Source organism: Pseudoalteromonas sp. MBR-15, from assembly GCF_053628915.1.
Genome location: NZ_JBRJHH010000020.1, coordinates 1 through 22,714, shown reverse-complemented (window position 1 = coordinate 22,714; position 22,714 = coordinate 1). Strand labels below are relative to the sequence as shown.

Below are 22,714 nucleotides of genomic sequence, written 5' to 3'. Positions count from 1 at the left end.
GCAACGAGCAATTCGCAGGTTTAATTGCTCGTTATGAGGCTTTTTACGCTAATTGACTTGAAATGACCAATCAATTACTGAGATAATCCCCTCCTTAATTTTGGGGCCAGGTCGTTAGGCGGGGTTTTATTTCAAATTTTAGAGTTCGTTTGTACTAAAAAGATATGGCTGAGAAACGTAATATATTTCTAGTGGGCCCTATGGGGGCTGGCAAAAGCACAATTGGTCGTCACATTGCTGACCAATTACACCTTGAATTTTTCGATTCAGATCAAGAGATCGAGCGTCGTACAGGAGCAGATATTGCTTGGGTATTCGATCTTGAGGGTGAAGAGGGCTTCCGACTTCGTGAAGAAACTGTTATTTCAGACTTAACTGAGATGCAAGGCATTGTCCTTGCTACTGGTGGTGGTTCTGTGATCAGTAAAGAAGTTCGTAATAAGCTTTCTGCTCGAGGTATTGTTGTATACCTAGAGACACCGATCGAAAAGCAGGTTGCACGCACACAGCGCGACAAGCGTCGCCCATTATTGCAAACAGAAGAAGCACCGCGCGATGTATTAGAGCGCTTAGCTGAAGAACGCGAACCGTTATACAAAGAAGTGGCTGATTTTGTTGTCCGCACTGATGAGCAAAGCGCTAAAGTTGTTGCTAATCAAATCATTGAGAAATTAGATTTTTAAAAACCAATAATAAAAAGGAAATTAGCGATGCTTGAATTAACTGTTAATTTGGACGAGCGAAGTTATCCTATTTATATTGGTCAATCTGCACTTCAACAGACAGGTCGACTCCGCGAGCACATTGGCGATTGTCGACCTATCATTATCACCAACGACACCATTGCACCTTTGTATTTAGATGATGTAATGACGTCGTTGGCTGATCTTAATCCGTTATCTTTTGTTATTCCTGATGGTGAGCAATTTAAATCACTGGATTGGTTTGAAAAGATTTCAGCGTTTTTACTTGAGCATAACTGTGGTCGTGATACCTGCTTAATTGCATTAGGCGGGGGGGTTGTAGGTGATTTAACGGGCTTTGTTGCTGCGTGTTATCAGCGTGGTGTGCCGTTTATTCAAATACCGACGACATTGTTGTCGCAAGTAGATTCATCTGTAGGCGGTAAAACAGCGGTTAACCATCCGCTGGGTAAAAACATGATTGGTGCTTTTTACCAACCGCAAGCTGTGTTTATTGATACCAAATCATTGCATACTCTGCCAGAGCGCGAGTTTGCAGCCGGTATGGCAGAAGTAATCAAGTACGGCTTAATCTACGATACAGAGCTATTTGCTTATCTTGAGCAAAATATCGCAAAGCTAAAGTCACTTGACGAGCAAACGCTTCAGCATGTGATTTATCGTTGCTGCGAAATCAAAGCACTTATTGTTGCAGAAGATGAAAAAGAAGCCGGTTTACGTGCACTCCTAAACCTGGGCCATACTTTTGGTCATGCTATTGAAGCACAAATGGGTTACGGTAATTGGTTGCATGGAGAAGCCGTGGCGGCAGGTATGGTGCTTGCAGCCCGACTGGCACACACGCGAGGCGACTTATCAGCATCTGAGGTTGAGCGTATTGTGCAGTTAATATCACAGTATGATCTACCTGTGGATATTCCAAGCGAGATGACCAGTGAGCAGTTTCTGATTCATATGCGCAAAGATAAGAAAAATAAAAAAGGCACCATTCGCTTTATTCTTCCTACACAATTTGGTCAATGTGCGCTGGTCAGTGATGTAACCGATCAGCAGGTCTGTGATTTAATAGCGCGCTAATGCAATCACAAATATTGCCTAGCCGTGCAGCGCTAGTTGATCGTATTGCCCTCCAATTCGAATATGGGCAGAACCTAATATGCTTATTAGGTGCATCAGGATTAGGAAAAAGTTATTTGTTGGAAACGTTTATTACCGACAAATATCTTGAGTTCAACAAAGCATTTGTACAACTTTCTGGCAAGATGACTGATCAACAGTTCATCACTGAGCTACTCGAACAAAACTTTCGTAACCCACTGATTGATCATACCCTCAGTTTATCTGAAAACTTTTATCAGCTTTATAAACAACAACCCTGCGGTAATTGTTTGTGGGTGATTGATGGCGGCCGTCATTTATCAGATGAAATGATCCAACAGTTAGAAACGTTAGCAAAACAAAGCCCAACAACTTTATATATTTTGCTTGCCTCACAATCATCGGGGCAGTTTACGCAAGCGGTTGAAATTCATCTTGAAGCATTGAACATAAGTGAAAGTAAGCAGCTAATGCGCTGGTTCTTTGATAACTTACCTGTTGAGGAAGACCCTGTATTTCGTACTTTTTTACAAGAAGCACAGGGCAATCCTGCGTTGCTACTTGCATGGCAACCTGAGCTACAAACTGCTGATATTCGTGCGCCAGAAAAAAGTTATAAGCTGCTGTATATCATTTTATTGTTGTTAACGACCATGCTGTTGATTATTGGCTTTTTATACAAAGCTGATATGACTCAGTGGTGGAAAGCGCATTATCAACAAGATACCGCTTTACCGGTGGAAACTGCACTTTCTACTGACGCTGTTGTTAACTCGCAAAGAGACATCGAGCTTAAAGCCGTTGAGCAGCCAGAACCAGAACGAGCACCTGAGCTGCCATCGCCAACAGTTGAAACCGCAGAGGTTATTAAGCAACCCAATGAAAAGCATGAAAATAATGTTGCTGCAATTGTTGATAGCCTCGCGCCAGATAAAACGATTGAGCAACCATCACAGCCAATAGAAAAGCCAAGCAGTGATGAAATTGCCGCTGCGCTTACATCTGATGCGAAAAATACTGATAACATTGATTCATTCATAGAAGAGCCTGTGAATGACAAACCGCCACGACTTAGCGGTAATGCTTGGTATTTAGCACAGCCAGACAATAATTTTGTTATTCAGCTATTGGCTGTCACGAACCCACAGATCAGCGAGAAATTTATCGCTGAAAATACCTTACAAGGGCAAGTGAATACTTATAAAAGCATGCGCAGTGGCAAGCCATGGTGGATTGTCACTTATGGCAGTTTTTCGACCTTAAGTGATGCTAAGAAAGCAGCCTTATCACTTTCTGAAAATGTGCGTAAAAATCAGCCTTTTTATAAAAAAATAAGTAAAATTAAACAAGAAATCGCTTCACTAGATCAGTAAATTAAAACTGATTAGTGTAAAATCGCGCAACACTGAATTGAAGTTAAGAGCAGATGCAGCAAAAGACCAGGGCCTTCCTTAAATGGGCAGGCGGAAAATACAGCCTAGTTGAGGACATTCACGCCCGTTTAAAACAAGCGAGTATGAATGCAGACACCTTAGTTGAGCCTTTTGTTGGTGCGGGTTCAGTGTTTTTAAATACTGATTTTAAGCATTATATTTTGAATGATATCAATGCAGATCTCATCAATTTATACACTGAGTTAAAGCGCTCGCCAGATGAGTTTATTAGCGACGCTAAAAAGTTGTTTGTTGAATTAAACAACCACCCAGAAGCTTACTATGAATATCGTGTGCAGTTTAATCAAAGTAGCGATGTGTATGAGCGTGCTATTTTATTCTTATACATGAATCGTCATGGTTATAATGGTCTATGCCGTTATAACTTGAAGGGGATTTTTAACGTCCCCTTTGGAAAATATAAACGTCCCTATTTCCCTGAAAAAGAAATGAGCTTTTTTGCTGAGAAAGCACAGCAAGCTACGTTTACCTGCCTAGGCTATGACGAAGTCTTTAAGCTTATTCCTGAAAACGCTGTTGTGTACTGTGACCCACCGTATGTACCGCTCAGTAAAACCGCGTCTTTTACGTCATATGCTAAAGGGGGGTTTAACTTAGATGATCAAGCAAACCTAGCAAATTTAGCCGAGCAAGCTGCTTTTGAAAACAATACACCAGTGCTTATCTCGAATCATGATACGGTCTGGACGCGTAAAATATACAGCCAAGCATCATTAGACGAAATTCAAGTTAAGCGAACAATCAGCCCTAAAGGCGGTTCACGCAATAAAGTCAATGAGTTAATGGCTATGTACTTAGCACCAAAGACACGGTGAAATAGATAGCAGCGACGAAAAGAATAAATAAGATGAGGGCAATCACAGCGAGGGAGCTGAGTGAATGCTCTTTGAAATCAGCTTGACGTTTGTCTTCTGATTGAACACCAAAAAATGCCGCAACGACACTTTGTAATGCACTAAAGAATTTTTTCATGCGATTTAGAACGTCGAGCCTAAACCGCTAACTTTCTTTGATTCTTCGCTACTAGTTAACAGTTCAAGTAAATCTAAGTAATGAAATTGAGCACTACGGCTATCGCCCGTTATCCACGAAAACCAACCCGTTTCTTTATTAGTTTGAATACATTGATTAGTCGAAGACGATACAGTAATCGTATTGCATTGACAGTCTGATGTGGCTGCTAGAAATGTATCTTCATCATTTGAAGAAAGTGATACAAAAGCAGTAACTGAAAGTGCGGACGCGATTAAGATCCCAGTTTTAAAAGCACGCATTGTAATAACCTTTGTTTGTGTTATTTAGACAAGCATACATAAAAGTTGTTCAAATAACAAACTTAATTAATGCTGAATTAGATGATTTTTTAGTAAAATTAGCAGCTTGAAGTAAATGAAATGTTTAATTTTTGTTTGTTTTTAGTTGTTATTAAAAAAGAGGTTATACGCAATGGGTTCGTTCTTTTTACCTAGATTCAATAGTCTAAAAGACTGACTCTATTATTTTGTCGGGCGCTGCGCTTTCGTGCCGGTGTTTAAATCAGCTAACGATTGGGTTACATTAAGCGCACTTTCATTGCTGTAGCAAATTTTAAGGGATCTCTCATGCTGGAAACATTACAAAAGTATTTAATTGCCCCGTCTATTTTATCGGCCGACTTTGCGCGTTTAGGCGAAGATGTCGATCGCGTCTTAACCAGTGGTGCTGATGTTGTACATTTTGATGTAATGGATAACCACTATGTGCCAAACCTGACCTTTGGCCCCATGATTTGCAAAGCATTACGTGACTACGGTGTTACCGCACCGATAGATGTGCATTTAATGGTGAAGCCGGTTGACCGCTTAATTCCTGATTTTGCTGAAGCTGGGGCATCAATTATTAGTTTTCACCCAGAAGCCAGTGAACATATTGACCGCACCTTACAGCTAATTAAAGATTGTGGTTGCCAAGCGGGATTGGTGTTTAATCCTGCAACCAGCCTGAGCTACCTTGAGCATGTACTCGACAAAGTTGATGTGATCTTATTGATGTCGGTAAATCCCGGTTTTGGCGGTCAAAGCTTTATTCCACATACCTTAGACAAGTTACGTCAAGCGCGTAAAATTATTGAACAATCAGGTCGAAATATTCGCCTTGAAGTGGATGGCGGTGTTAATGTGGATAACATTGCAGAAATCGCTGAGGCAGGAGCCGATATGTTTGTTGCCGGTTCTGCTATTTTCAACCAACCTGATTACAAAGAGGTGATCGATAAAATGCGTGCAGAGCTAGGAAACGTTAATTCATGAGATACGATGCTGCCTTTTTTGACCTCGACGGCACATTAGTCGACAGTGTTTATGATTTGTATATTGCCATGAATTTAACGCTAACAGATTTAGCGTTTCCGGTGGTCACACAAAAATTAGTGGAAAGTTGGGTTGGTAATGGCATAGAAACGCTTGTTAAGCGAGGCTTGAGCGGTGATATGCAAATAAGCGAGCATTTAGATGATGCGTTGGCACAGCGAGCTATCACTCTTTTTTATCAGCATTATGATGAGGTTGTTGGTGATTATAGCGCGCTTTATCAGCACGTTGAGACAGGTCTTGCAGCGCTGGCAAGCATACCCAAAGTCATCATAACCAACAAAGCACGCCGCTTTACTGAAAAACTACTTGATAAGTTGGCACTTACTCATCATTTTCAGTTTATTGTTTGCGGCGATGATATGACAAAAAAACCATCAGCTGAACCGTTACAATTTGCTTGCACACAACTTAATGTAAGCCCAGAAAAAGCCATTATGATCGGTGACTCTAAAAGCGATGTATTAGCAGCTAAAGCCGCTAATGTTGATGTTATCGCGCTCGGTTATGGTTATAACCAAGGTGAAAACCTTGCTGATTTCAATCCAGAGTACCTCTGTGATAATTTCTTAGATATAATACCTGTTCTTACGCAAAGGTAAGTGCATTTTAAATTTAGTCTTATTAGTTTAGTAAAATAAAGGAACATCATGAGTAAACCAGTAGTGTTAAGTGGCATTCAGCCAACCGGTGGTATGACAATAGGCAACTATGTTGGCGCTATTAACCAGTGGCTTAAGCTACAGGAAGACCACGAAAGTTTCTTTATGCTGGTTGATTTACATGCCATTACTGTACGTCAAGATCCTGAGCAGCTGCGCTCACGTGTTTTAGATGGTATTGCATTGTATGCGGCGTGTGGTATCGACCCTGAAAAATCTGCGTTATTTGTTCAATCTCAAGTGCCAGAGCATGCTCAGCTTAGTTGGGTGTTAAACTGCTATGCGCAAATGGGTGAGCTTAACCGTATGACGCAATTTAAAGACAAGTCATCAAAGCATGCTAATAACGTAAACGTGGGCTTATTTTCATACCCTGTATTACAAGCCGCTGATATTTTGTTGTATCAAGCTGATCAAGTGCCAGTAGGCGAAGACCAAAAGCAGCATTTAGAGCTTACTCGTGATATTGCGACGCGTTTTAATAACCTGTACGGAGACGTATTTAAGCTTCCTGAGCCATACATTCCTGAATTTGGTGCACGTGTAATGAGCTTGCAAGACCCACTAAAGAAAATGTCTAAGTCAGATGAAAATCCAAACGGCTACATCATGTTGTTAGATGAACCGAAGAAGATTGAAAAGAAACTGAAAAAAGCCGTTACTGATTCAGACGAGCAAGCACGTATTTACTTCGACCGTGAAGAAAAGCCAGGCGTATCTAATTTACTTACCTTGTTATCAGTTGCCACTAAACGCTCAATCGAAGACTTAGTGCCTGAGTACGAAGATAAAATGTATGGTCACCTGAAAAAGGATACAGCAGCAGCCGTGGTTAGCATGATTGAGCCTATCCAAGCGCGTTTTCATGAAATTCGTGATGATCAAGCGTTACTTAATAGCATCATGAAGTCTGGCGCTGAGAAAGCGAGTATTCGTGCTGAAAAAACATTAAAAGCAGTGTACGACGCGGTGGGTTTTATTCCTCGCCCGTAGTCATATAGCAACGGCTTTTAAAGATATAAAAATACCGCTTATAAGCGGTATTTTTATATCTAAGCGTCTAACAGAAACTCAATGCCATTAAGACGCTAAATAGGCAAATGAGTGACACAGCATATTTATCTGTTTTTTCCATTCTACGTTCCTCATCACATTTAAAATATGACTCAATTTTCATCAAAGCTGGTTGGGTATATCTTCAGGCATAAAGGTTGGTGACCTGTTGATAGCGCTACAATAACGGCCTTAGAGGGGGGATGTCGCTTATCAAGATATGAGCAATTTGTTTGATAAGGTTTTTTTAATTTATACCTTTTATTTATCAATGGGTTATATTTAAACCTTATGAAAGGAAATAAGCTTTTAATCAGTGCTTTTTAGTATTTTTTATTGCTTTAGTAGGCTTTGCTTTTACTGCGCTTTCTTCCATTGGTTTCAAAAAACGCAGTAAGCTAAGTGAGTAGCGTGTTTGAGCCGCTATTTTTTAACGGGCGTAACGCCAGGCGAATCACAAGCGATCACCGAAAAGCGATAGCCATACGGCGCATTGTGATCGGGGGTAATTTGAACAATCTCATAATCATTCAATTCCACAGCTTTACTCTTCTCATCTTTTAAGCAACGAGAGTAACTATCAGCCTCAAAGCTAAAAGCAAACATGGCAATGAGACGTTTGCTGCGCTCAAAGTAGCCCTTGGTATTTAAAAATTGACGTAAGTTTTCAACTGTTTCACTCTCACCATCACTCTCACCATCACTCTCACCCTCACTGTCTATCTCAACATTGCGCTTAGATGGGGGCGTTTCTGCGCTGCTCTTTGGAAGGTGTTGTTCTATTTTTTCACTGAGTTCTTCAACGGCTTTTTGTTGCTCAGTGGGTGACTCTTTTGCTATCGCTTGGCCATCAACAAAGCTTGTAAGAATATTATCAAGCACCTCTTCAGGTGGCTTGTCATTAATGAACGAAGTCAGATTAATAAAGACCACTGACGCTAATATAAAGCGCACTATAGCCGTTAATAATGGTGAATAACTTTGACTAATAAATTTTATCCGCTCTGAGCCAAACGGTTTTATTAATAATAAAATGAAAATATAGAAGGGTAAAAAAAGTTGAAACAACAGCAGGGTACCTAATGTGATCCCCATTGCCCAAGGGGGTAAATACAGTAAGGTGGCAAAGTTATGGGTATAGTTAAAGTGGTTGGCCGACACATGGGTAACGTCATTAACAATGCCACTGGCCCCAGCTAATACAAAGTTCGCGATACTGGCATAGAAAATTAAGATGAGTGCTTTGCCCGCTAAAGAGTGCCACAGCTGATTAAACTTAGGCCAAAATTCAATAACGAGGGCAATGATAGTGATGGTGGCACTGAGCCAGCCTGATTGCAGAACAATCAGGCTGCTTAATGCTAAAAGGTAGAGCTTTTGTGCGGTACTTAAGTTAAACCAAATGGCTTGTATACGTTCAACCAACCTTGTTTTATGAGGTTGCCAGCTGCGCTGCTGTTGTTGAAACTGTTTATTAGCGCGCCACTTCGCTATTTTTAAATACCTACGCACCCAACGTCCTTTTTTATAGTAGTGGTTTTAAGTATCTGCCTGTGTGTGAACGTTCGCAATCGGCCACTTCTTCAGGCGTACCCGAAATTAAAATTTCACCGCCGCCAGAGCCCCCTTCAGGGCCTAAATCGACAATCCAGTCAGCAGTTTTGATCACATCAAGATTGTGTTCAATCACTACAATGGTATTGCCATGGTCGCGTAAACGGTGAAGCACCACTAATAATTGCTGAATATCAGCAAAGTGTAAACCTGTTGTAGGTTCATCAAGTATATAGAGTGTTTTACCCGTGTCGCGTTTTGATAGCTCTCGTGCCAGTTTTACACGCTGTGCTTCACCACCCGATAAGGTTGTTGCTGCTTGCCCTAAACGGATATAAGACAAGCCAACATCCATTAGGGTTTGTAGCTTGCGGGCAATCGCGGGAATTTTATCAAAATACTCGCGCGCATCTTCCACGGTCATTTCTAATACTTGGTGAATATTTTTACCTTTGTACTGTACTTCAAGTGTTTCACGGTTGTAGCGCTGGCCTTTACATACATCACACGGCACATACACGTCTGGTAAAAAGTGCATTTCTACTTTGATTACGCCATCACCTTGACACGCTTCACAACGACCGCCTTTCACGTTAAAGCTAAAGCGACCGACTTTATAACCTCGTGAGCGGGCTTCTTGGGTGCCAGCAAACAGTTCACGAATACCAGTAAAAATACCGGTGTATGTGGCAGGGTTTGAACGTGGCGTACGGCCAATCGGGCTTTGGTCAATATCAATTACTTTATCAAAGTGATCAAGACCACTAATCGATTTATACGGTGCGGCCTCTGCGGTCGTTGCACCATTAAGTTCAGTGTGAGCGAGTTTAAATAAGGTGTCGTTGATAAGCGTTGACTTACCAGAGCCTGAAACACCAGTGATACAGGTCATCAAACCGAATGGAATTTTTAAATCAACATTCTTTAGGTTATTACCCGTTGCGCCGAATAGCTCAAGCCATTTGTCGTTCGTTGGATGGCGAGTGGTTGGTACTTCAATTTTTTTCACACCCGATAAGTATTGCCCGGTGATAGAGTCTTTGCTCGCTAAAATATCGTCATGCGTACCTTGTGCGATAACATGACCACCATGAACACCGGCACCTGGACCAATATCGATAATGTGATCTGCAGCGCGAATTGCATCTTCATCGTGTTCAACCACTATCACGGTATTCCCTAAATCGCGAAGGTGAATAAGGGTTTTTAGCAAGCGGTCGTTGTCACGTTGGTGTAAACCAATTGACGGTTCATCCAGTACATACATAACGCCAACAAGCCCAGCACCAATTTGGCTTGCAAGGCGAATACGCTGCGCTTCACCGCCCGATAGCGTGTCTGCACTGCGCTCAAGTGATAAGTAGTTTAAGCCAACATTTATTAAAAATGATAAGCGATCACGGATCTCTTTTAAGATTTTATCGGCAATCTGAGCACGCTGACCTGTAAGCGCTAGGCCTTCAAAAAATGCCATACTTTCACCAATACTCATGGTGGTGATGGCTGGCAAATTAGTTTGACCTATGAATACGTGACGAGCCTCTTGGCGTAAACGAGAACCATGACAGCTTGGACATGCTTGGCTGGTTTGATATTTTGCTAGCTCTTCGCGAACTGAGTTTGACTCAGTTTCGCGGTAGCGGCGGTTCATATTATTTAATACACCTTCAAACTCGTGATTACGAGTAATAAGGTCGCCGCGGTCATTTCGATAATTAAAGGCGATTTTGGTTTTACCCGATCCTTCAAGAATGACTTTTTGGGCATCTTTACTTAATTCTTGAAACGGAGCTTCTAGGTCAAAGCCATAGTGTTCAGCCACTGCTTGCAGCATCTGAAAATAATAAAAGCTGCGTTTGTCCCAGCCCTTAATCGCACCGCCCGATAAACTTAGCTCTGGGTTTTGCACCACACGATTGGGATCAAAGTACTGGCGAACCCCTAAACCATCACAGCTTTGACATGCACCAGCAGGATTATTAAACGAGAAAAGGCGAGGCTCAAGCTCGCTCATAGCGTAGCCACATGTTGGACAGGCAAAGTTTGCTGAAAAAAGCATGTCTTCGCTAAGTGAGTCATCCATTGCAGCGACGTGCGCAACACCACTTGAAAGATCAAGGGCTGTTTCGAATGACTCGGCTAAGCGCTGCTGCTGACCATCTTTCACTTTAAAACGATCGACAACCACTTCTATCGTGTGCTTTTTATGCAGCTCTAACGTGGGAGGATCTGATAAGTCACATACCTCACCATCTATGCGGGCACGAATAAAACCTTGACTTGCTAGTTGCTCAAGTAGCTTTACATGCTCACCTTTACGGTCTTTAACCACGGGGGCGAGTAGCATGAGTTTGCTGCCCTCTGGCAGAGCTAAAACCGTGTCGACCATTTGGCTAATTGTTTGTGCTGCCAGTGGTAGGTCGTGGGTAGGGCAACGAGGCTCACCAACACGGGCAAAGAGTAAACGCAGGTAATCGTATATCTCGGTGATTGTGCCAACCGTCGAACGTGGATTGTGCGAGGTTGATTTTTGTTCAATAGAGATAGCCGGTGAAAGACCTTCGATATGATCAACATCAGGCTTTTCCATTAACGATAAAAATTGTCTTGCATAGGCTGAGAGTGATTCTACATAACGACGTTGCCCTTCTGCATACAATGTATCAAACGCTAAAGACGATTTCCCTGAACCAGATAGGCCAGTGATAACTATCAGCTTATCACGGGGAATGGTTAGGCTGATGTCTTTTAAATTGTGCGTACGGGCGCCTCGGACTTCAATGTTTTCCATGCTATCTCGTTTTATTACCAAGTGATTATTTCAGTATCTCACAATACGCGACAAGATTAATCCTTGATCAAAGAAAAAATCCTCACTTACAGGTGATTATTTATTTTTCGCTTGTGGTAGAATCCACGCTTACATTTTAATAGACAGCAAGATTCAGTAATTCATGACAGCATCTTCACTCAACTCCCGAGAAAAACGCGCTGCCGTTTCGTTAGCGAGCGTGTTTGCGTTCCGTATGCTTGGCCTATTTATGTTGATGCCAGTTCTGGCTATTTATGGTCAGCAATTGGAAGGTTTTTCGCCGCTATGGATTGGTTTTGCAATCGGTGCGTATGGTTTAACGCAAGCCGTGTTACAAATTCCAATGGGGTGGTTGTCGGATAAAATAGGCCGTAAAAAAGTGATTATTGGAGGCCTGTGCGTGTTTGCGCTTGGTTCCGTTATTGCTGCCACCGCCGAGTCGGTACAAATGGTGACGTTTGGCCGTGCATTACAAGGTATGGGCGCGATTGCCAGTGCGTTACTTGCTTTGGCTTCAGATTTAAGCCGAGATGAGCAACGTCCAAAGGTGATGGCTGTTATTGGTATGTGTATTGGTATGAGCTTTGCTGTTGCGATGCTACTAGGGCCAATAGTTGCGGCATCTTGGGGTGTTGCTGGCGTTTTTTGGCTAACAGCTGGGTTGGCCATTTTAGGTATTTTTATTGTCTTGTTTTTGGTTCCAAATGCAGTAAACAAGGCACCCAAAGGCGACACGCTTGCCACCTTAGATGACATAAAACAATTAATTAAACATCCGCAATTAGCGCGTTTAGATTTTGGGGTTATGTTACTTCATCTTACGTTAACCACGGTGTTTGTAGCCTTACCGGGTCAGTTAATTAAAGATGGATTAATTGCTGATCATCATTGGTATTTATATATTCCAGTCTTATTTTTAGCGTTTTTCTTAATGGCGCCAATGATGATAGTGGCTATCCGCAAAGAAAAAGAAAAACAGGCGTTTATTGGTTCAATCGCTTTATTAGTATTGAGCATGCTGGCGATGTCATTCTGGGTTGATTCTGTGATTGGCATCGGTGTGTGTATGTTAGTTTACTTTGTCGCATTTAATTTTTTAGAAGCCACTATGCCTGCATTAGTGTCTCGTATTGCCCCTGCAAACCAGAAAGGCTCTGCCATGGGCGTGTTTTCGTCTACGCAGTTTTTTGGTGCCTTTTTAGGTGGTTTATTGGGGGGCTATGTTGCACAAGCGCTAAGTGCGCAAGCAGTGTTTGCGGCGGCGGCACTTGTTGGGGTAATATGGCTTATCCTTGCTTGGAATATGCAAGTCCCACCAAGAAGTAAAATTATTAGCTTAATGACAGAATTAAGTTCCGAGCAGCAGGCACAAGCGCTTGCTTCTCGTCTAGTTGCTTTACCGGGCGTAATAGAAGCAACGGTTGTTTGCGATGAAAATCGCAGCTATTTAAAGATTAATGATAAAGAATTTGACCTAGACCAAGCACGAAAAGCGGCTGGTTTAATCTAACGTTTAAAGGAGAAGTTCCATGGCACGCGGTGTGAACAAAGTAATCTTGGTTGGTAATTTAGGCCAAGATCCAGAAGTACGTTATATGCCTAATGGCAATGGTGTAGCGAATATCAGCATTGCTACGACTGACAGCTGGAAAGATAAAAACACAGGGCAAATGCAAGAGCGTACAGAATGGCACCGTGTTGTTTTATTTGGCAAGCTAGCTGAAGTAGCGGGTGAGTACCTTCGTAAAGGTTCACAAGTTTATATTGAGGGTCGTTTACAAACACGTAAGTGGACTGATCAATCTGGCCAAGAAAAATTTACCACTGAAATCGTGGTAGACATGGGCGGTCAAATGCAAATGTTAGGTGGCCGTGGTGGCGACCAACAGGGTGGTGGTTATCAAGGTGGCCAATCACAAGGCGGTTACCAAGGTGGTCAACAACAAGGTGGCGGCTATGGTGGCGGTTCGCAGCAAGCGCAAAGCAACAGCTATGCACCTCAGCAGCAGTCAGCACCGGCGCCAGCACAACAACAGCGCCCACAACAACAGCCTGCACCTGCACCGCAGCAAAATAACAACCAATACGGTGGTTATGGCCAACAGCAAAGCAGCGCACCACAGCAAGGTGGTTTTGCTCCTAAGCCACAAAATGCACCACAAGGTGGCGCATCAAACCCAATGGAACCACCAATCGATTTTGACGACGATATCCCGTTCTAAATTTCCAACTTTTTAAATGTAAAGATGATTTTATTTAAAGCCCTGTTTATGCAGGGCTTTATTGTTTTTGATGTGTAAAGTTTGTTTAGGCTTGACTTTTTCTTTTTCGGAATGTACTTTTTTATAAGTGTAAAGGAGAGCCTATGAAGTTGAGAAGTGTCGAAAAAGATGGAATCAATGAAACTGCATTTTTAATAGTAGATGATTATGGTGTTCCAATAGATCGCCTCTGTAGATTTACTTTAATTGAAAATGACGGGAAATCTGATGACTATCAAGAATCCATAGCGCGAACTGTAATTCATATAGAAAAATGGGCAGATGAACATTCTTCGATAGAAGAGCAAATGTCAGATGGATGCTTTACCGATGGAGAGTTATACGTCTCTCTTAAGCGCCACCTAGAAAGGTACTCGGAAGATACTGGCAAGGTTTCTACAATCACCCCTCGAATCATTCAGCCAGAATATTTTAACCAAAGAATTGATAGGACGATTGCTTATTTTGAGTTTTACTTAAATATAGCTTTATCAAAAAGACGAGCGGATGCCTTACATACACAAAATTTACAGAAAAGAGCGGAAAAGTTATTCGCAAAACTCAAAGAAGAAAAGAGACCTATTTCTAAAGTATCCAAAGTAAAAGGCTTGTCAATCATAGCACAGGCATCGTTATACAACGGATTGGATGAGCAAAATTTATTTGGATGGAACAAACATACTCGCTTACGAAATAAAATGATTATACGACTTTTTTATGAAACGGGTATTCGTAAAGGAGAGCTATTGTCCTTGACAATTGAAAACTGTCATACGACAAAATTATCAAAAAAGGAACGTCCATATATACACACTATGGAAAACGTTAAGTATCCAGATCCTAGAAAAAAGAAGCCACATGAAAAAACTAGAAATAGAATTGTACCAATTTCACAGTCATTGTGTGATTTGATAAATGAATATAAGGGTATACGTAATTCATCTGACGCGGCTAAACGGCAGCTGCCATTTCTTGTGTTATCTAGCCAAGGCGATAATCAGCCATTATCGGTAAGTGGTCTTAATGGAATTTTTACAACTATCAAAGAACATTTACCTGATATTAAATCATTAGGTCCTCATCGACTCAGGCATACTTTTTTTGAAAATTTGGACCGTATGATGTACCGAAAAGGATATAGTGATGATCAAAAGATTAAAATCAAAAACTCATTAGGTGGTTGGAGTCCTAGCTCTCGTATGAGTGAAAATTATGAAAAGCTAGCAACCGAAGAACAATGTTATGACGCTTTAAACAAGCTGAATTATGAAACCGAGTTCGAAATGGGTCGGCTTAAAATAGAAGATATACCCTTTTAGGAACTCCTCCCTATGATAAGTAATACATCTTTAAATTCAGAAAATGTTTTGTTGGTTGAATATGAAGAATGCCAAGAAAATGTAGTTTATGAGTTAGCTCCTAAATCTCAAGAAGGTCAAATTCTAGATTTAAATTTGGATGTAATTAGTCTACACCCAGAGAGATTATCTATAAATTTCACTCTGCTTGACCCTATTATGGTTCATCATGTAAAAGCATGGATTTCATATGCCTGTAAGAAGTACTCCAACCAAACTCTTTTCAATGTTTTCACTATTATCAACAGAACACTAATTATCGGTGAATGTGACAGCAGTGAAATTGAAGGAAAAATTATAGATTTAGTCAAGAGCTATGTTGAGTCAGATTCTATTGGGCCATCTCAAAAGTCATTTTTAAGATCTTTTTACGGTTGGTGCGTATTACATGAATTGCCATTCTTTGACGAAGATTTTTACGATTATTACTTAGAGGTCAAAAAGTTTGGTTCAGATGAAGGGAAAGGTAAAGATGTTATTATTGACATACCTAACCGAGGACCTCTTTCACTTCGTGAATTAAAAGATTTTAAACAAGCTATTACTAAGCTTGATCTACCTACTTTGAGTAGCTTTCAATTGCAAGGGTTAATTGGATTAAAGATTGGACAGGTTATAGGAGCTAGAGACATTCAAGTAATCAAGCTTCAATTTAAACATTTGAAGCAATCAATGGATGGAACATATTACCTTGAAGTGCCTAGAGCTAAACAAAGAGGGCGTCAAAACAATGCTGTGTTAAAGAAGCGTCCTATAACCAAATCCCTTGCAATGCTAATTATCCAACTAAAGGGTAAATATGCAGCTCTGACAGGTAATGAAATTCCTGAAGATTGGTTTATTGTTTGTAATCATCGTCCAAAACCTGTTATCGATGGTGAAACTCCACCTACAGGGATCAGAGTAACCTCAGAAAGATATCGTGTTAGAGTTAAGTCAATTTTAGAATTGTTAGGTTTAAACTTTTTAGTTACAAATCGCAGGCTACGCAAAACTTTTTGTACCCAGTTAATTGCAAAAGGAACGACATTAAAAGTTGTTGCGGAATTGATGGATCATTCAGATCTTCAGCAGTTAGAAGTTTACTACAGGCACACCCACCATGTTGCTAAAAAACTGAATGATGTTTTAAAGCGAGAGGCTGATGACATTATTGATGCATTTGCTGGGAAAATTGTCACTAAAGAAGAAGTCTCACAAAAAGGACAGGAGATATTTGCACAAACTGAGGGGCAAGGTTTACATCTAATTGGAAGTTGTGGCAGTGGAACTCCGTGCGCCTTAAACCCTCCTCTTAGCTGCTACGGTTGTTCATCACTCGAAGCATTTGAAGACGCGGACCATAAGGCGGTTGTTGAAACATTTGTGAGCGAATCAAAAAGAGTATTTGGAGAGCAGCACGCGATTGAAATTTTACAACATGATGACTATTTAGCTGCAAGTAAATTTGTACAAATGTTGGAAAGAGGCGAGCTGTGACTGTAAGACTGTTACCAGAAGTTGGTTTAAACCCAGAAGAGAATTTAGTCACGGCAATTGCCTTCTATACAAAATATTCTCCATTTAGTAAGAAACATTCTTGGAATTGGAGTGATATAAGTTGGGATGTAAAAGGAATTTGTAAAGCTCCAGCCAGAAAAGCAACACAGCGACATTATATTCACTTCAACCGAGATAATAATAAAGGGAAATCCGTCAAAACCTTATCTTCTGATATGGAAGCTTTCCACACGCCTTCATTATCAGATGTAGCCAAATGCCATATCACTGCTTCACAAATCGAAAAGGCCAAAGATTTTGGAGTACACCAAATTTTAATTAATGCGTACAGGTTTCTTGATAATGTTATGTCAAAAACGGGTATGGAAGTTAAAGATTTGACTGTTCATCAATTTAAACTGGCTGAGCAAAATGCAAGAGCTTCTTTGAAAGACACCACATACTACCGTGCAGCTCAAAAGCTAGAGTTGATATCACTGTTTATGTATAAGATGCAGTTTACATATCAACGTACTAAATATAAAAAAACAGCCAAAAGAAGTGATAACCATAGTAATAGTGACAGTAGAATTGATACAGAATCTGTGACTATCAGAAATAAAAAGCTTCCTAGTAAGCAAAGCCTAATAGCTTTAGCTACATTATCTAATACAGAGATGAATCAGGATGATGAGATCTTCCAGTCAATGGCAGAAATTATGTTTGCTACAGGATTGAGGTTTGATGAGCTTATAACATTGGAGGTTGACTGCCTAAAAGAAAAAGAAGTTGAAGAAGTAAATGTTTTAACAGGTTATACGCAGACATTTAAAGTTCATGAATTGACTTATAAGGCGAGAAAAGGAGGTGGCTATCGTACAAAAGATATAGCAGAGTCACTTGTTCCCATATTGAAGAAGGGGCTTAATACTGCTAAAAACGGGCTTCAACCAGTCAGAGATACAATTGTTAAATGCCTGCAAGGAGAGCATGATTTTTTTCCCAGTCTAACCGAAGGTAATGATTTATTTGTTACTGATGTTTGGGAGATGTGCGGTTTTCCTAGTAGATCAGTTATGTCTTCTTATTTAAAAAGAAGAGACATAAAACTGAATAAAGTGAGGCATCCAGAAAGCGGAATGCTAGCGTTTACTTTTTCTCAAATTGAATTAAAAAATAAAACTTTAAACTTTGCTAGAGTTTCAGCGCGTAACTTATGGTCACAGATAAAAGATCTAACAGCATCCCCCTCTTTGCAAAATATGTTATTTATCACGCAGAATTTACGTCATCACTCAGAAAAAAGAACAGAGTACTGGAGCTTTACAACGTTTACTCATTTGCAACTAAGTGACTATATAGCGGGAAGGCCCTCAATGGGCGTTAAAAGTGTATTTGAGAGATACAACTTAATGTTCGAAGGTAAACCAATTCGATTGACTTCTCATCAATTCAGACACTTTTTGAATACCATACTAGATTTAGCTGATTCAGTTTCAGAGCTTGAAGTGGCTAGGTACTTTGGCCGAAAACACATGGGAGATAATGAAGCATATGACCATACTAACAAAGCCAAAAAGGTTATGGATGCTGCTGAAGACATAATATCGTCTCATGGCATATCTGAAGAGCAAGCAAAGGAAGCATCAATATTGTTTACTCTTGTTGATAAAGAGGAAGCGTTGGAAACTGTGGCTGACTTAACAACAACTCTTGTTACATCGATTGGAATGTGTAGTCACGATTACAATGATTCACCTTGCGGTAAACATTATGCTTGCCTAAGAGGTTGTTCTGAATATCACAGAACTAAAGGTGATAAATCTGAAATAGCAGAGCTTGAAAGAATAAAAGCCCAACAAGAAAAACATATAATTGCAGCAAAAGAAGCTGTTGATGAAGAGTTTCACGGCTCGAATAACTGGCTTTTGTCTCATACCGAATTATACGAAGGCTGTTTGAAGGCTCTTGAAATAGAAAATAATGCAGAAATTGAAACAGGAGATAAAGTTCAAATATTTCCTGATGGAGAAAACGGGTGTAAACCAATATGGCAAAGAAAGAAATAACCAAAGAAGACGAAATAGAAATATGTCGGAGCATCGATATATTAGCCGCCCGTTCAACGAATGGGAAAGTTACTTGGAAACAGATAGCTGAGGTTGCAGGCTTCTCAAGAGTTGCTTTGTCCAATAATACGGTGATAGCAGAAGCTTATAAGGACGTTAATGGTATAACAAAAACAAAAAAGACTGACGAAGATCGCATCAAGGAATTAGAGGAAAAAGTTAAAAAACTAGAAACTAAAAATAAAGAATATGATGAGACTATCAAGCGTTACGATGAGAAGTATGTTCGCTGGCTTTACAATGCTACAAACGCCAATATTTCAGTTGAACAACTGAATATGCCTATTCCTCATTCTATGAAAACTTCAGAACGTATCCAGAGTGTAGAATGACATTTGACGAGCAGTTAATACAATCTGAGTTACGAGATTTTAATCTAGATAAAATGCAGCACGGAGCTAGAGATAGATTAATAAAAGTTGCGCTTCGATTGGGTTCTCTAGATGACTTTGGTTGGTCAGATTTCATTGATAATGGGCTGTTAAATTTAACGAAAATTGGTGAAGAGGCTAAAGTTTCTCGTTCTAGCATTTACCAAAACACCCATGTAAAAAAGTATATAACGAATAAGGCTATAACGTTATTAGAGAAGCAATTGGTAATTGAACTCCCTTATCAGAAGAGAGATTCTAAGCAACCTAAAAAGAGTACAGATAAATATTCAACAACTCATAAGGAGTTGGCAGAGAAAGACAAAGAAATCAAAAGATTACAAACAGAGGTAAATGAATTGACTTCGCAAGTTGATCAACTTAAAGCTGAATTGAAAGAAAAGACAGTCAAACTTTGGCAAAAAGAGGAGCAAGACAAGCACCTTCTAAGAACAGGTCGTATTCCACGATGAGTGACAAAAAACTACGTTCATTTGTAACGTTGAGGGTTACCAAAAGTGCGTATAAGGGGCGAAAAGGCGCAGTTTTTAATGGTGTCGAGGTTTGTGAAGAAACGTTAAACGTTATTAATAGCAATGTTCATTACATCGTAAGAGTTGACGAAAGTGATATAGAGGTCTTAATTTCAGGGATAAAACGAGGCGACATCTTGGTTGTTTATGTCCATGCTCGATATGAAGTAAAGGCAGAACCTTTTTTAACAAGGTATATCATTACAACAAAAGAAATTGAGTATGTCAGGCCACAAGGAAAACTTATTATAGAGTTGTTAAGCAATAACTCTAAGTTCAAAGGCATTGGTCCTCGTTATGCTAAAAAACTTTGGGAAAGATTTGGTGATGATCTAATTAGTGTACTTGATTCAAGCAATATAGAAAAATTACAAGAAGTACTGTCAAAAACAACTGCTGAAAATGCAATATTCGACTGGAATAATTATATATACATTAAAGAGTTAGAGTATTGTAATGGGTTTTTAAATCTACCTATTTCAATGTCAATTAGGGTATCAAATTATTATCAAAATAAGACACTAGATAAAATCAATGAAGATCCATATAGGTTAATGGCATTTGGACTTAACTTCATGGCTTGTGACCGCATAGCTGAAAAGCTACGTTTACCATTTGACTCACCAGTAAGAAAAAAGGCCATAATAGAACAAGCCTTGTATGACGTACTTTTGCAAGGTAGTACCGTTGCATCTAAAGAAGAATTAAGAATTTTTATGGTGGAGTTACTAAAAGGATGTGATTCCAGCATGAATAAAGATTTGCTTATCGAGTCATGCCTAGAATTAGACCACGAATGCGAAAACTACAAAGTGTTATCTAATGGTTTTTATCAAAGTAATGGTGCTTTTTATATGGAAGCTACTGTTGCTCATAGGATACGTAAACTCGTATCGAGCGTGCCAGCTATAACGTTTGAAGAGCAAGACGTTCTGCAAATGCTGACTGATTATGGAGCGAGAAATAAAATCCCATTAACTCAATTGCAGAAAGAGGCAGTTCTTCAAAGCACTAAACATAATTTTTTTATTATAAATGGAGGCGCAGGAGTAGGAAAAACTACTGTGCTTGATGCTTTATACAATGTAATGGCTGATAAAGGGCTATACCCAATTCAGCTCGCTTTGTCCGGGAAAGCTGCGAAAAGAATGTCAGAAGCGACAGGCAAGGAGTCATATACCATAGCAAGGTTTATCAGGGTTTTTAATTTCACGCAACACGATAAAAGAAATCTGTTTATCGTGATTGATGAAAGCTCAATGGTAGATCTTCCAAGCATGTATAGGTTACTGAAATATATCCCTGAAGGCATAAAGTTTATTATGGTTGGTGACTCTGGTCAGCTTCCGCCAGTTGATTTTGGGCGTGTTTTTCATGAATTGTTGGATATTCAAACGATACCTAAACTAACGTTAACAGAGGTTAAAAGGCAGAGTGAAGAATCTAACATTCCTGTTGTTGCTAACTCTATTCGAAATGGGTTATTTCCTCCAAAGTTTCACGATGATGTCCAGCATGTTGATATTGCATCACGATTTAAGATACAAAATCTAGCAGTAGAAAAGTATCAAGCTCATCCAGACGAAACACAAATCATTTGTGCCACAAATAGGATGGCTGATGCAATAAACGATAAATGTAAAGAACAGAATTTAGGACAAGTCATATGGGTATTTGCTGATGACTTGGAGCGGTATGTTGAGACCGATTTCAAAGTAAATGACAAGGTCATATGTTGCAGTAACCTTTATGATCAAAATATCATGAATGGTTCTGTTGGAAAAATTAAGAAGCGTTATAAGCCCTATAGAGAAATAGAAGATTCTATTAGTGGAAAACAAACAATTGTAAAAAGCTTTGGAACCATTATTTGGGATGATGGTGTTGAAAGAAATATTACTATCGAAGTGATTGATGCACTAAAACTTGCCTATGCAATAACAATTCATAAGAGTCAGGGGTCTCAATTTGAAAAAGTTATAGTCCCTATCGAACCATCACCTAATCTAGACCGGGCAATGCTTTATACCGCTGTGACAAGAGCTGCGACACAAAACCTAATAATTGGCTCGGAAGCAACATTAAAGTCGGCTGTGTTAATCGATTTATCTGCACAAAGAAAAGTACATTTAAAAGAAAAATACTTATCAATTAGTTTTGAGGAATGAAATTACGCCACGGCAAAGCTAATGTTTGTTTATTGCTTCCATATTCTTATTTTTTTAATTTATTTTTAGTGACCTTATTCGGTCAAATTTCTATTTTCTGCAATAAAAGTAAGTAGTTATGTCTGTACTTCTATCATCACATGCCAAATGGTGCTCATTGTGTATATTTACTTTATAAATCAATGGTTTAATATTGTATTGTAGTTGTTTCAATAATAAGATAGAACCATGACAGAAGATCAATTTCCAGTACAATCGATTGAAGAATTGAATAAAGAGTTAAAATCATTTCTTGAGCCTGATCACAATCTAAAAATGCCCTCTAACGCAAGGTGTTATACGATCATTGGCAATACATCAGGGTCACGGGAACAGCTTTTAATAAATGAAATAATAAATAAAATCCCACCTTTCATGAAAGTTTTCATTGTCTTTGAAAACTCGTTCCATGCTTGTTCTGAATTTGTTCGAGATAACTTCAGTCACCCTGTAGAAAAAGTCATTTCGTTAGACGAAATGGGCGGAGTTAAGGGCGGAATAATTAATTTGGATTGGACGATACCGAGTCGGCTTAAAACACTATTAATGTTGATCGAGCAGATGGGTGATGATTGCGTCATCTGCCTCGCAACTGGGTTATAGTGGCATAGTTAATTTGGCCACCCATTAAGAAAGAAATGTTATGCTAATAAGCATACAAATTTGGGTGAAAAAATGACGAAATTAAAAC

The 22,714-nt window shown here is 39.7% G+C and carries 20 protein-coding genes; 16 read left to right on the top strand and 4 right to left on the bottom strand.

The genetic code is table 11. The features are described from left to right. Positions 1-164 precede the first annotated feature (164 nt). Genes aroK through ACSSVW_RS19280 form a run of 4 tightly spaced genes read left to right on the top strand, consistent with a single transcriptional unit; the run spans position 165 to position 4,071 of the window. Positions 165-683 carry a shikimate kinase AroK gene (aroK, locus tag ACSSVW_RS19295; protein WP_036973192.1) on the top strand — a complete coding sequence of 173 codons (519 nt, stop codon included), beginning with the start codon at positions 165-167 and terminating at the stop codon, positions 681-683. Positions 684-710: 27 nt separating this feature from the next. After that, positions 711-1,781: a 3-dehydroquinate synthase gene (gene aroB, locus ACSSVW_RS19290; protein ID WP_036973191.1), complete on the top strand. Its 1,071-nt coding sequence runs from the start codon at positions 711-713 to the stop codon at positions 1,779-1,781. Continuing rightward, complete coding sequence (locus ACSSVW_RS19285; RefSeq protein ID WP_454179962.1) at positions 1,781-3,175, top strand: AAA family ATPase; 1,395 nt, start codon at positions 1,781-1,783, stop codon at positions 3,173-3,175. The genes aroB and ACSSVW_RS19285 overlap by 1 nt, the downstream gene beginning before the upstream one ends. A gap of 53 nt (positions 3,176-3,228) precedes the next feature. Continuing rightward, complete coding sequence (locus tag ACSSVW_RS19280; protein WP_036973188.1) at positions 3,229-4,071, top strand: Dam family site-specific DNA-(adenine-N6)-methyltransferase; 843 nt, start codon at positions 3,229-3,231, stop codon at positions 4,069-4,071. On the opposite strand, the gene ACSSVW_RS19275 is transcribed toward ACSSVW_RS19280, so the two are convergent. Continuing rightward, a complete protein-coding gene (locus ACSSVW_RS19275; protein WP_036973187.1) occupies positions 4,043-4,228 on the bottom strand; it encodes a DUF2970 domain-containing protein in 186 nt (61 codons plus the stop codon). The two genes, ACSSVW_RS19280 and ACSSVW_RS19275, sit on opposite strands and share 29 nt — an antisense overlap. 5 nt (positions 4,229-4,233) lie before the next feature. Further along, on the bottom strand, positions 4,234-4,530 hold the full coding sequence (locus ACSSVW_RS19270) for a hypothetical protein (RefSeq protein WP_036973186.1): 297 nt from the start codon (positions 4,528-4,530) through the stop codon (positions 4,234-4,236). A gap of 327 nt (positions 4,531-4,857) precedes the next feature. On the opposite strand from ACSSVW_RS19270, the gene rpe reads away from it, so the two are divergent. The 3 genes from rpe to trpS are packed head-to-tail and all read left to right on the top strand — an operon-like array spanning position 4,858 to position 7,259. After that, positions 4,858-5,544 carry a ribulose-phosphate 3-epimerase gene (gene rpe, locus ACSSVW_RS19265; protein ID WP_036973185.1) on the top strand — a complete coding sequence of 229 codons (687 nt, stop codon included), beginning with the start codon at positions 4,858-4,860 and terminating at the stop codon, positions 5,542-5,544. Further along, positions 5,541-6,206, top strand: a complete 666-nt coding sequence (locus tag ACSSVW_RS19260) for an HAD-IA family hydrolase (RefSeq protein WP_454179959.1) — start codon at positions 5,541-5,543, stop codon at positions 6,204-6,206. The genes rpe and ACSSVW_RS19260 overlap by 4 nt, the downstream gene beginning before the upstream one ends. Before the next feature lie 48 nt (positions 6,207-6,254). Further along, positions 6,255-7,259, top strand: coding sequence for a tryptophan--tRNA ligase (gene trpS / locus ACSSVW_RS19255; protein WP_036973183.1), 1,005 nt, complete (start codon positions 6,255-6,257; stop codon positions 7,257-7,259). A gap of 483 nt (positions 7,260-7,742) precedes the next feature. Here trpS and ACSSVW_RS19250 read toward each other — a convergent pair whose 3' ends face one another. Further along, positions 7,743-8,831 carry a hypothetical protein gene (locus ACSSVW_RS19250; protein ID WP_454179957.1) on the bottom strand — a complete coding sequence of 363 codons (1,089 nt, stop codon included), beginning with the start codon at positions 8,829-8,831 and terminating at the stop codon, positions 7,743-7,745. A gap of 13 nt (positions 8,832-8,844) precedes the next feature. Further along, positions 8,845-11,664, bottom strand: coding sequence for an excinuclease ABC subunit UvrA (gene uvrA / locus ACSSVW_RS19245; protein ID WP_421418964.1), 2,820 nt, complete (start codon positions 11,662-11,664; stop codon positions 8,845-8,847). 163 nt (positions 11,665-11,827) lie between these two features. On the opposite strand from uvrA, the gene ACSSVW_RS19240 reads away from it, so the two are divergent. The 9 genes from ACSSVW_RS19240 (at position 11,828) to ACSSVW_RS19200 (ending at position 22,626) form a co-directional block, all read left to right on the top strand. Further along, the gene (locus tag ACSSVW_RS19240; protein WP_036973178.1) at positions 11,828-13,195 is read left to right on the top strand and encodes an MFS transporter; all 1,368 of its coding nucleotides are present in this window, start codon (positions 11,828-11,830) and stop codon (positions 13,193-13,195) included. A gap of 19 nt (positions 13,196-13,214) precedes the next feature. After that, the gene (gene ssb, locus ACSSVW_RS19235; RefSeq protein WP_065978307.1) at positions 13,215-13,907 is read left to right on the top strand and encodes a single-stranded DNA-binding protein; all 693 of its coding nucleotides are present in this window, start codon (positions 13,215-13,217) and stop codon (positions 13,905-13,907) included. Between the two features lie 143 nt (positions 13,908-14,050). After that, complete coding sequence (locus ACSSVW_RS19230; protein WP_454179955.1) at positions 14,051-15,265, top strand: tyrosine-type recombinase/integrase; 1,215 nt, start codon at positions 14,051-14,053, stop codon at positions 15,263-15,265. A gap of 12 nt (positions 15,266-15,277) precedes the next feature. Then, on the top strand, positions 15,278-16,783 hold the full coding sequence (locus ACSSVW_RS19225) for a tyrosine-type recombinase/integrase (protein ID WP_454179953.1): 1,506 nt from the start codon (positions 15,278-15,280) through the stop codon (positions 16,781-16,783). After that, a complete protein-coding gene (locus ACSSVW_RS19220; protein WP_454179952.1) occupies positions 16,780-18,852 on the top strand; it encodes a hypothetical protein in 2,073 nt (690 codons plus the stop codon). The genes ACSSVW_RS19225 and ACSSVW_RS19220 overlap by 4 nt, the downstream gene beginning before the upstream one ends. Beyond that, on the top strand, positions 18,834-19,244 hold the full coding sequence (locus tag ACSSVW_RS19215) for a hypothetical protein (protein ID WP_454179951.1): 411 nt from the start codon (positions 18,834-18,836) through the stop codon (positions 19,242-19,244). Before ACSSVW_RS19220 ends, ACSSVW_RS19215 begins: the two co-directional genes overlap by 19 nt. After that, positions 19,241-19,756 (top strand): hypothetical protein, encoded by a 516-nt coding sequence (locus ACSSVW_RS19210; RefSeq protein ID WP_454179949.1) that lies wholly within the window; start codon positions 19,241-19,243, stop codon positions 19,754-19,756. The genes ACSSVW_RS19215 and ACSSVW_RS19210 overlap by 4 nt, the downstream gene beginning before the upstream one ends. After that, entirely contained in the window at positions 19,753-21,984 is a 2,232-nt protein-coding gene (locus ACSSVW_RS19205; protein WP_454179948.1) for an AAA family ATPase, read from the top strand. The genes ACSSVW_RS19210 and ACSSVW_RS19205 overlap by 4 nt, the downstream gene beginning before the upstream one ends. 228 nt (positions 21,985-22,212) lie before the next feature. After that, on the top strand, positions 22,213-22,626 hold the full coding sequence (locus ACSSVW_RS19200; protein ID WP_454179946.1) for a hypothetical protein: 414 nt from the start codon (positions 22,213-22,215) through the stop codon (positions 22,624-22,626). The last annotated feature ends 88 nt before the right edge of the window (positions 22,627-22,714 follow it).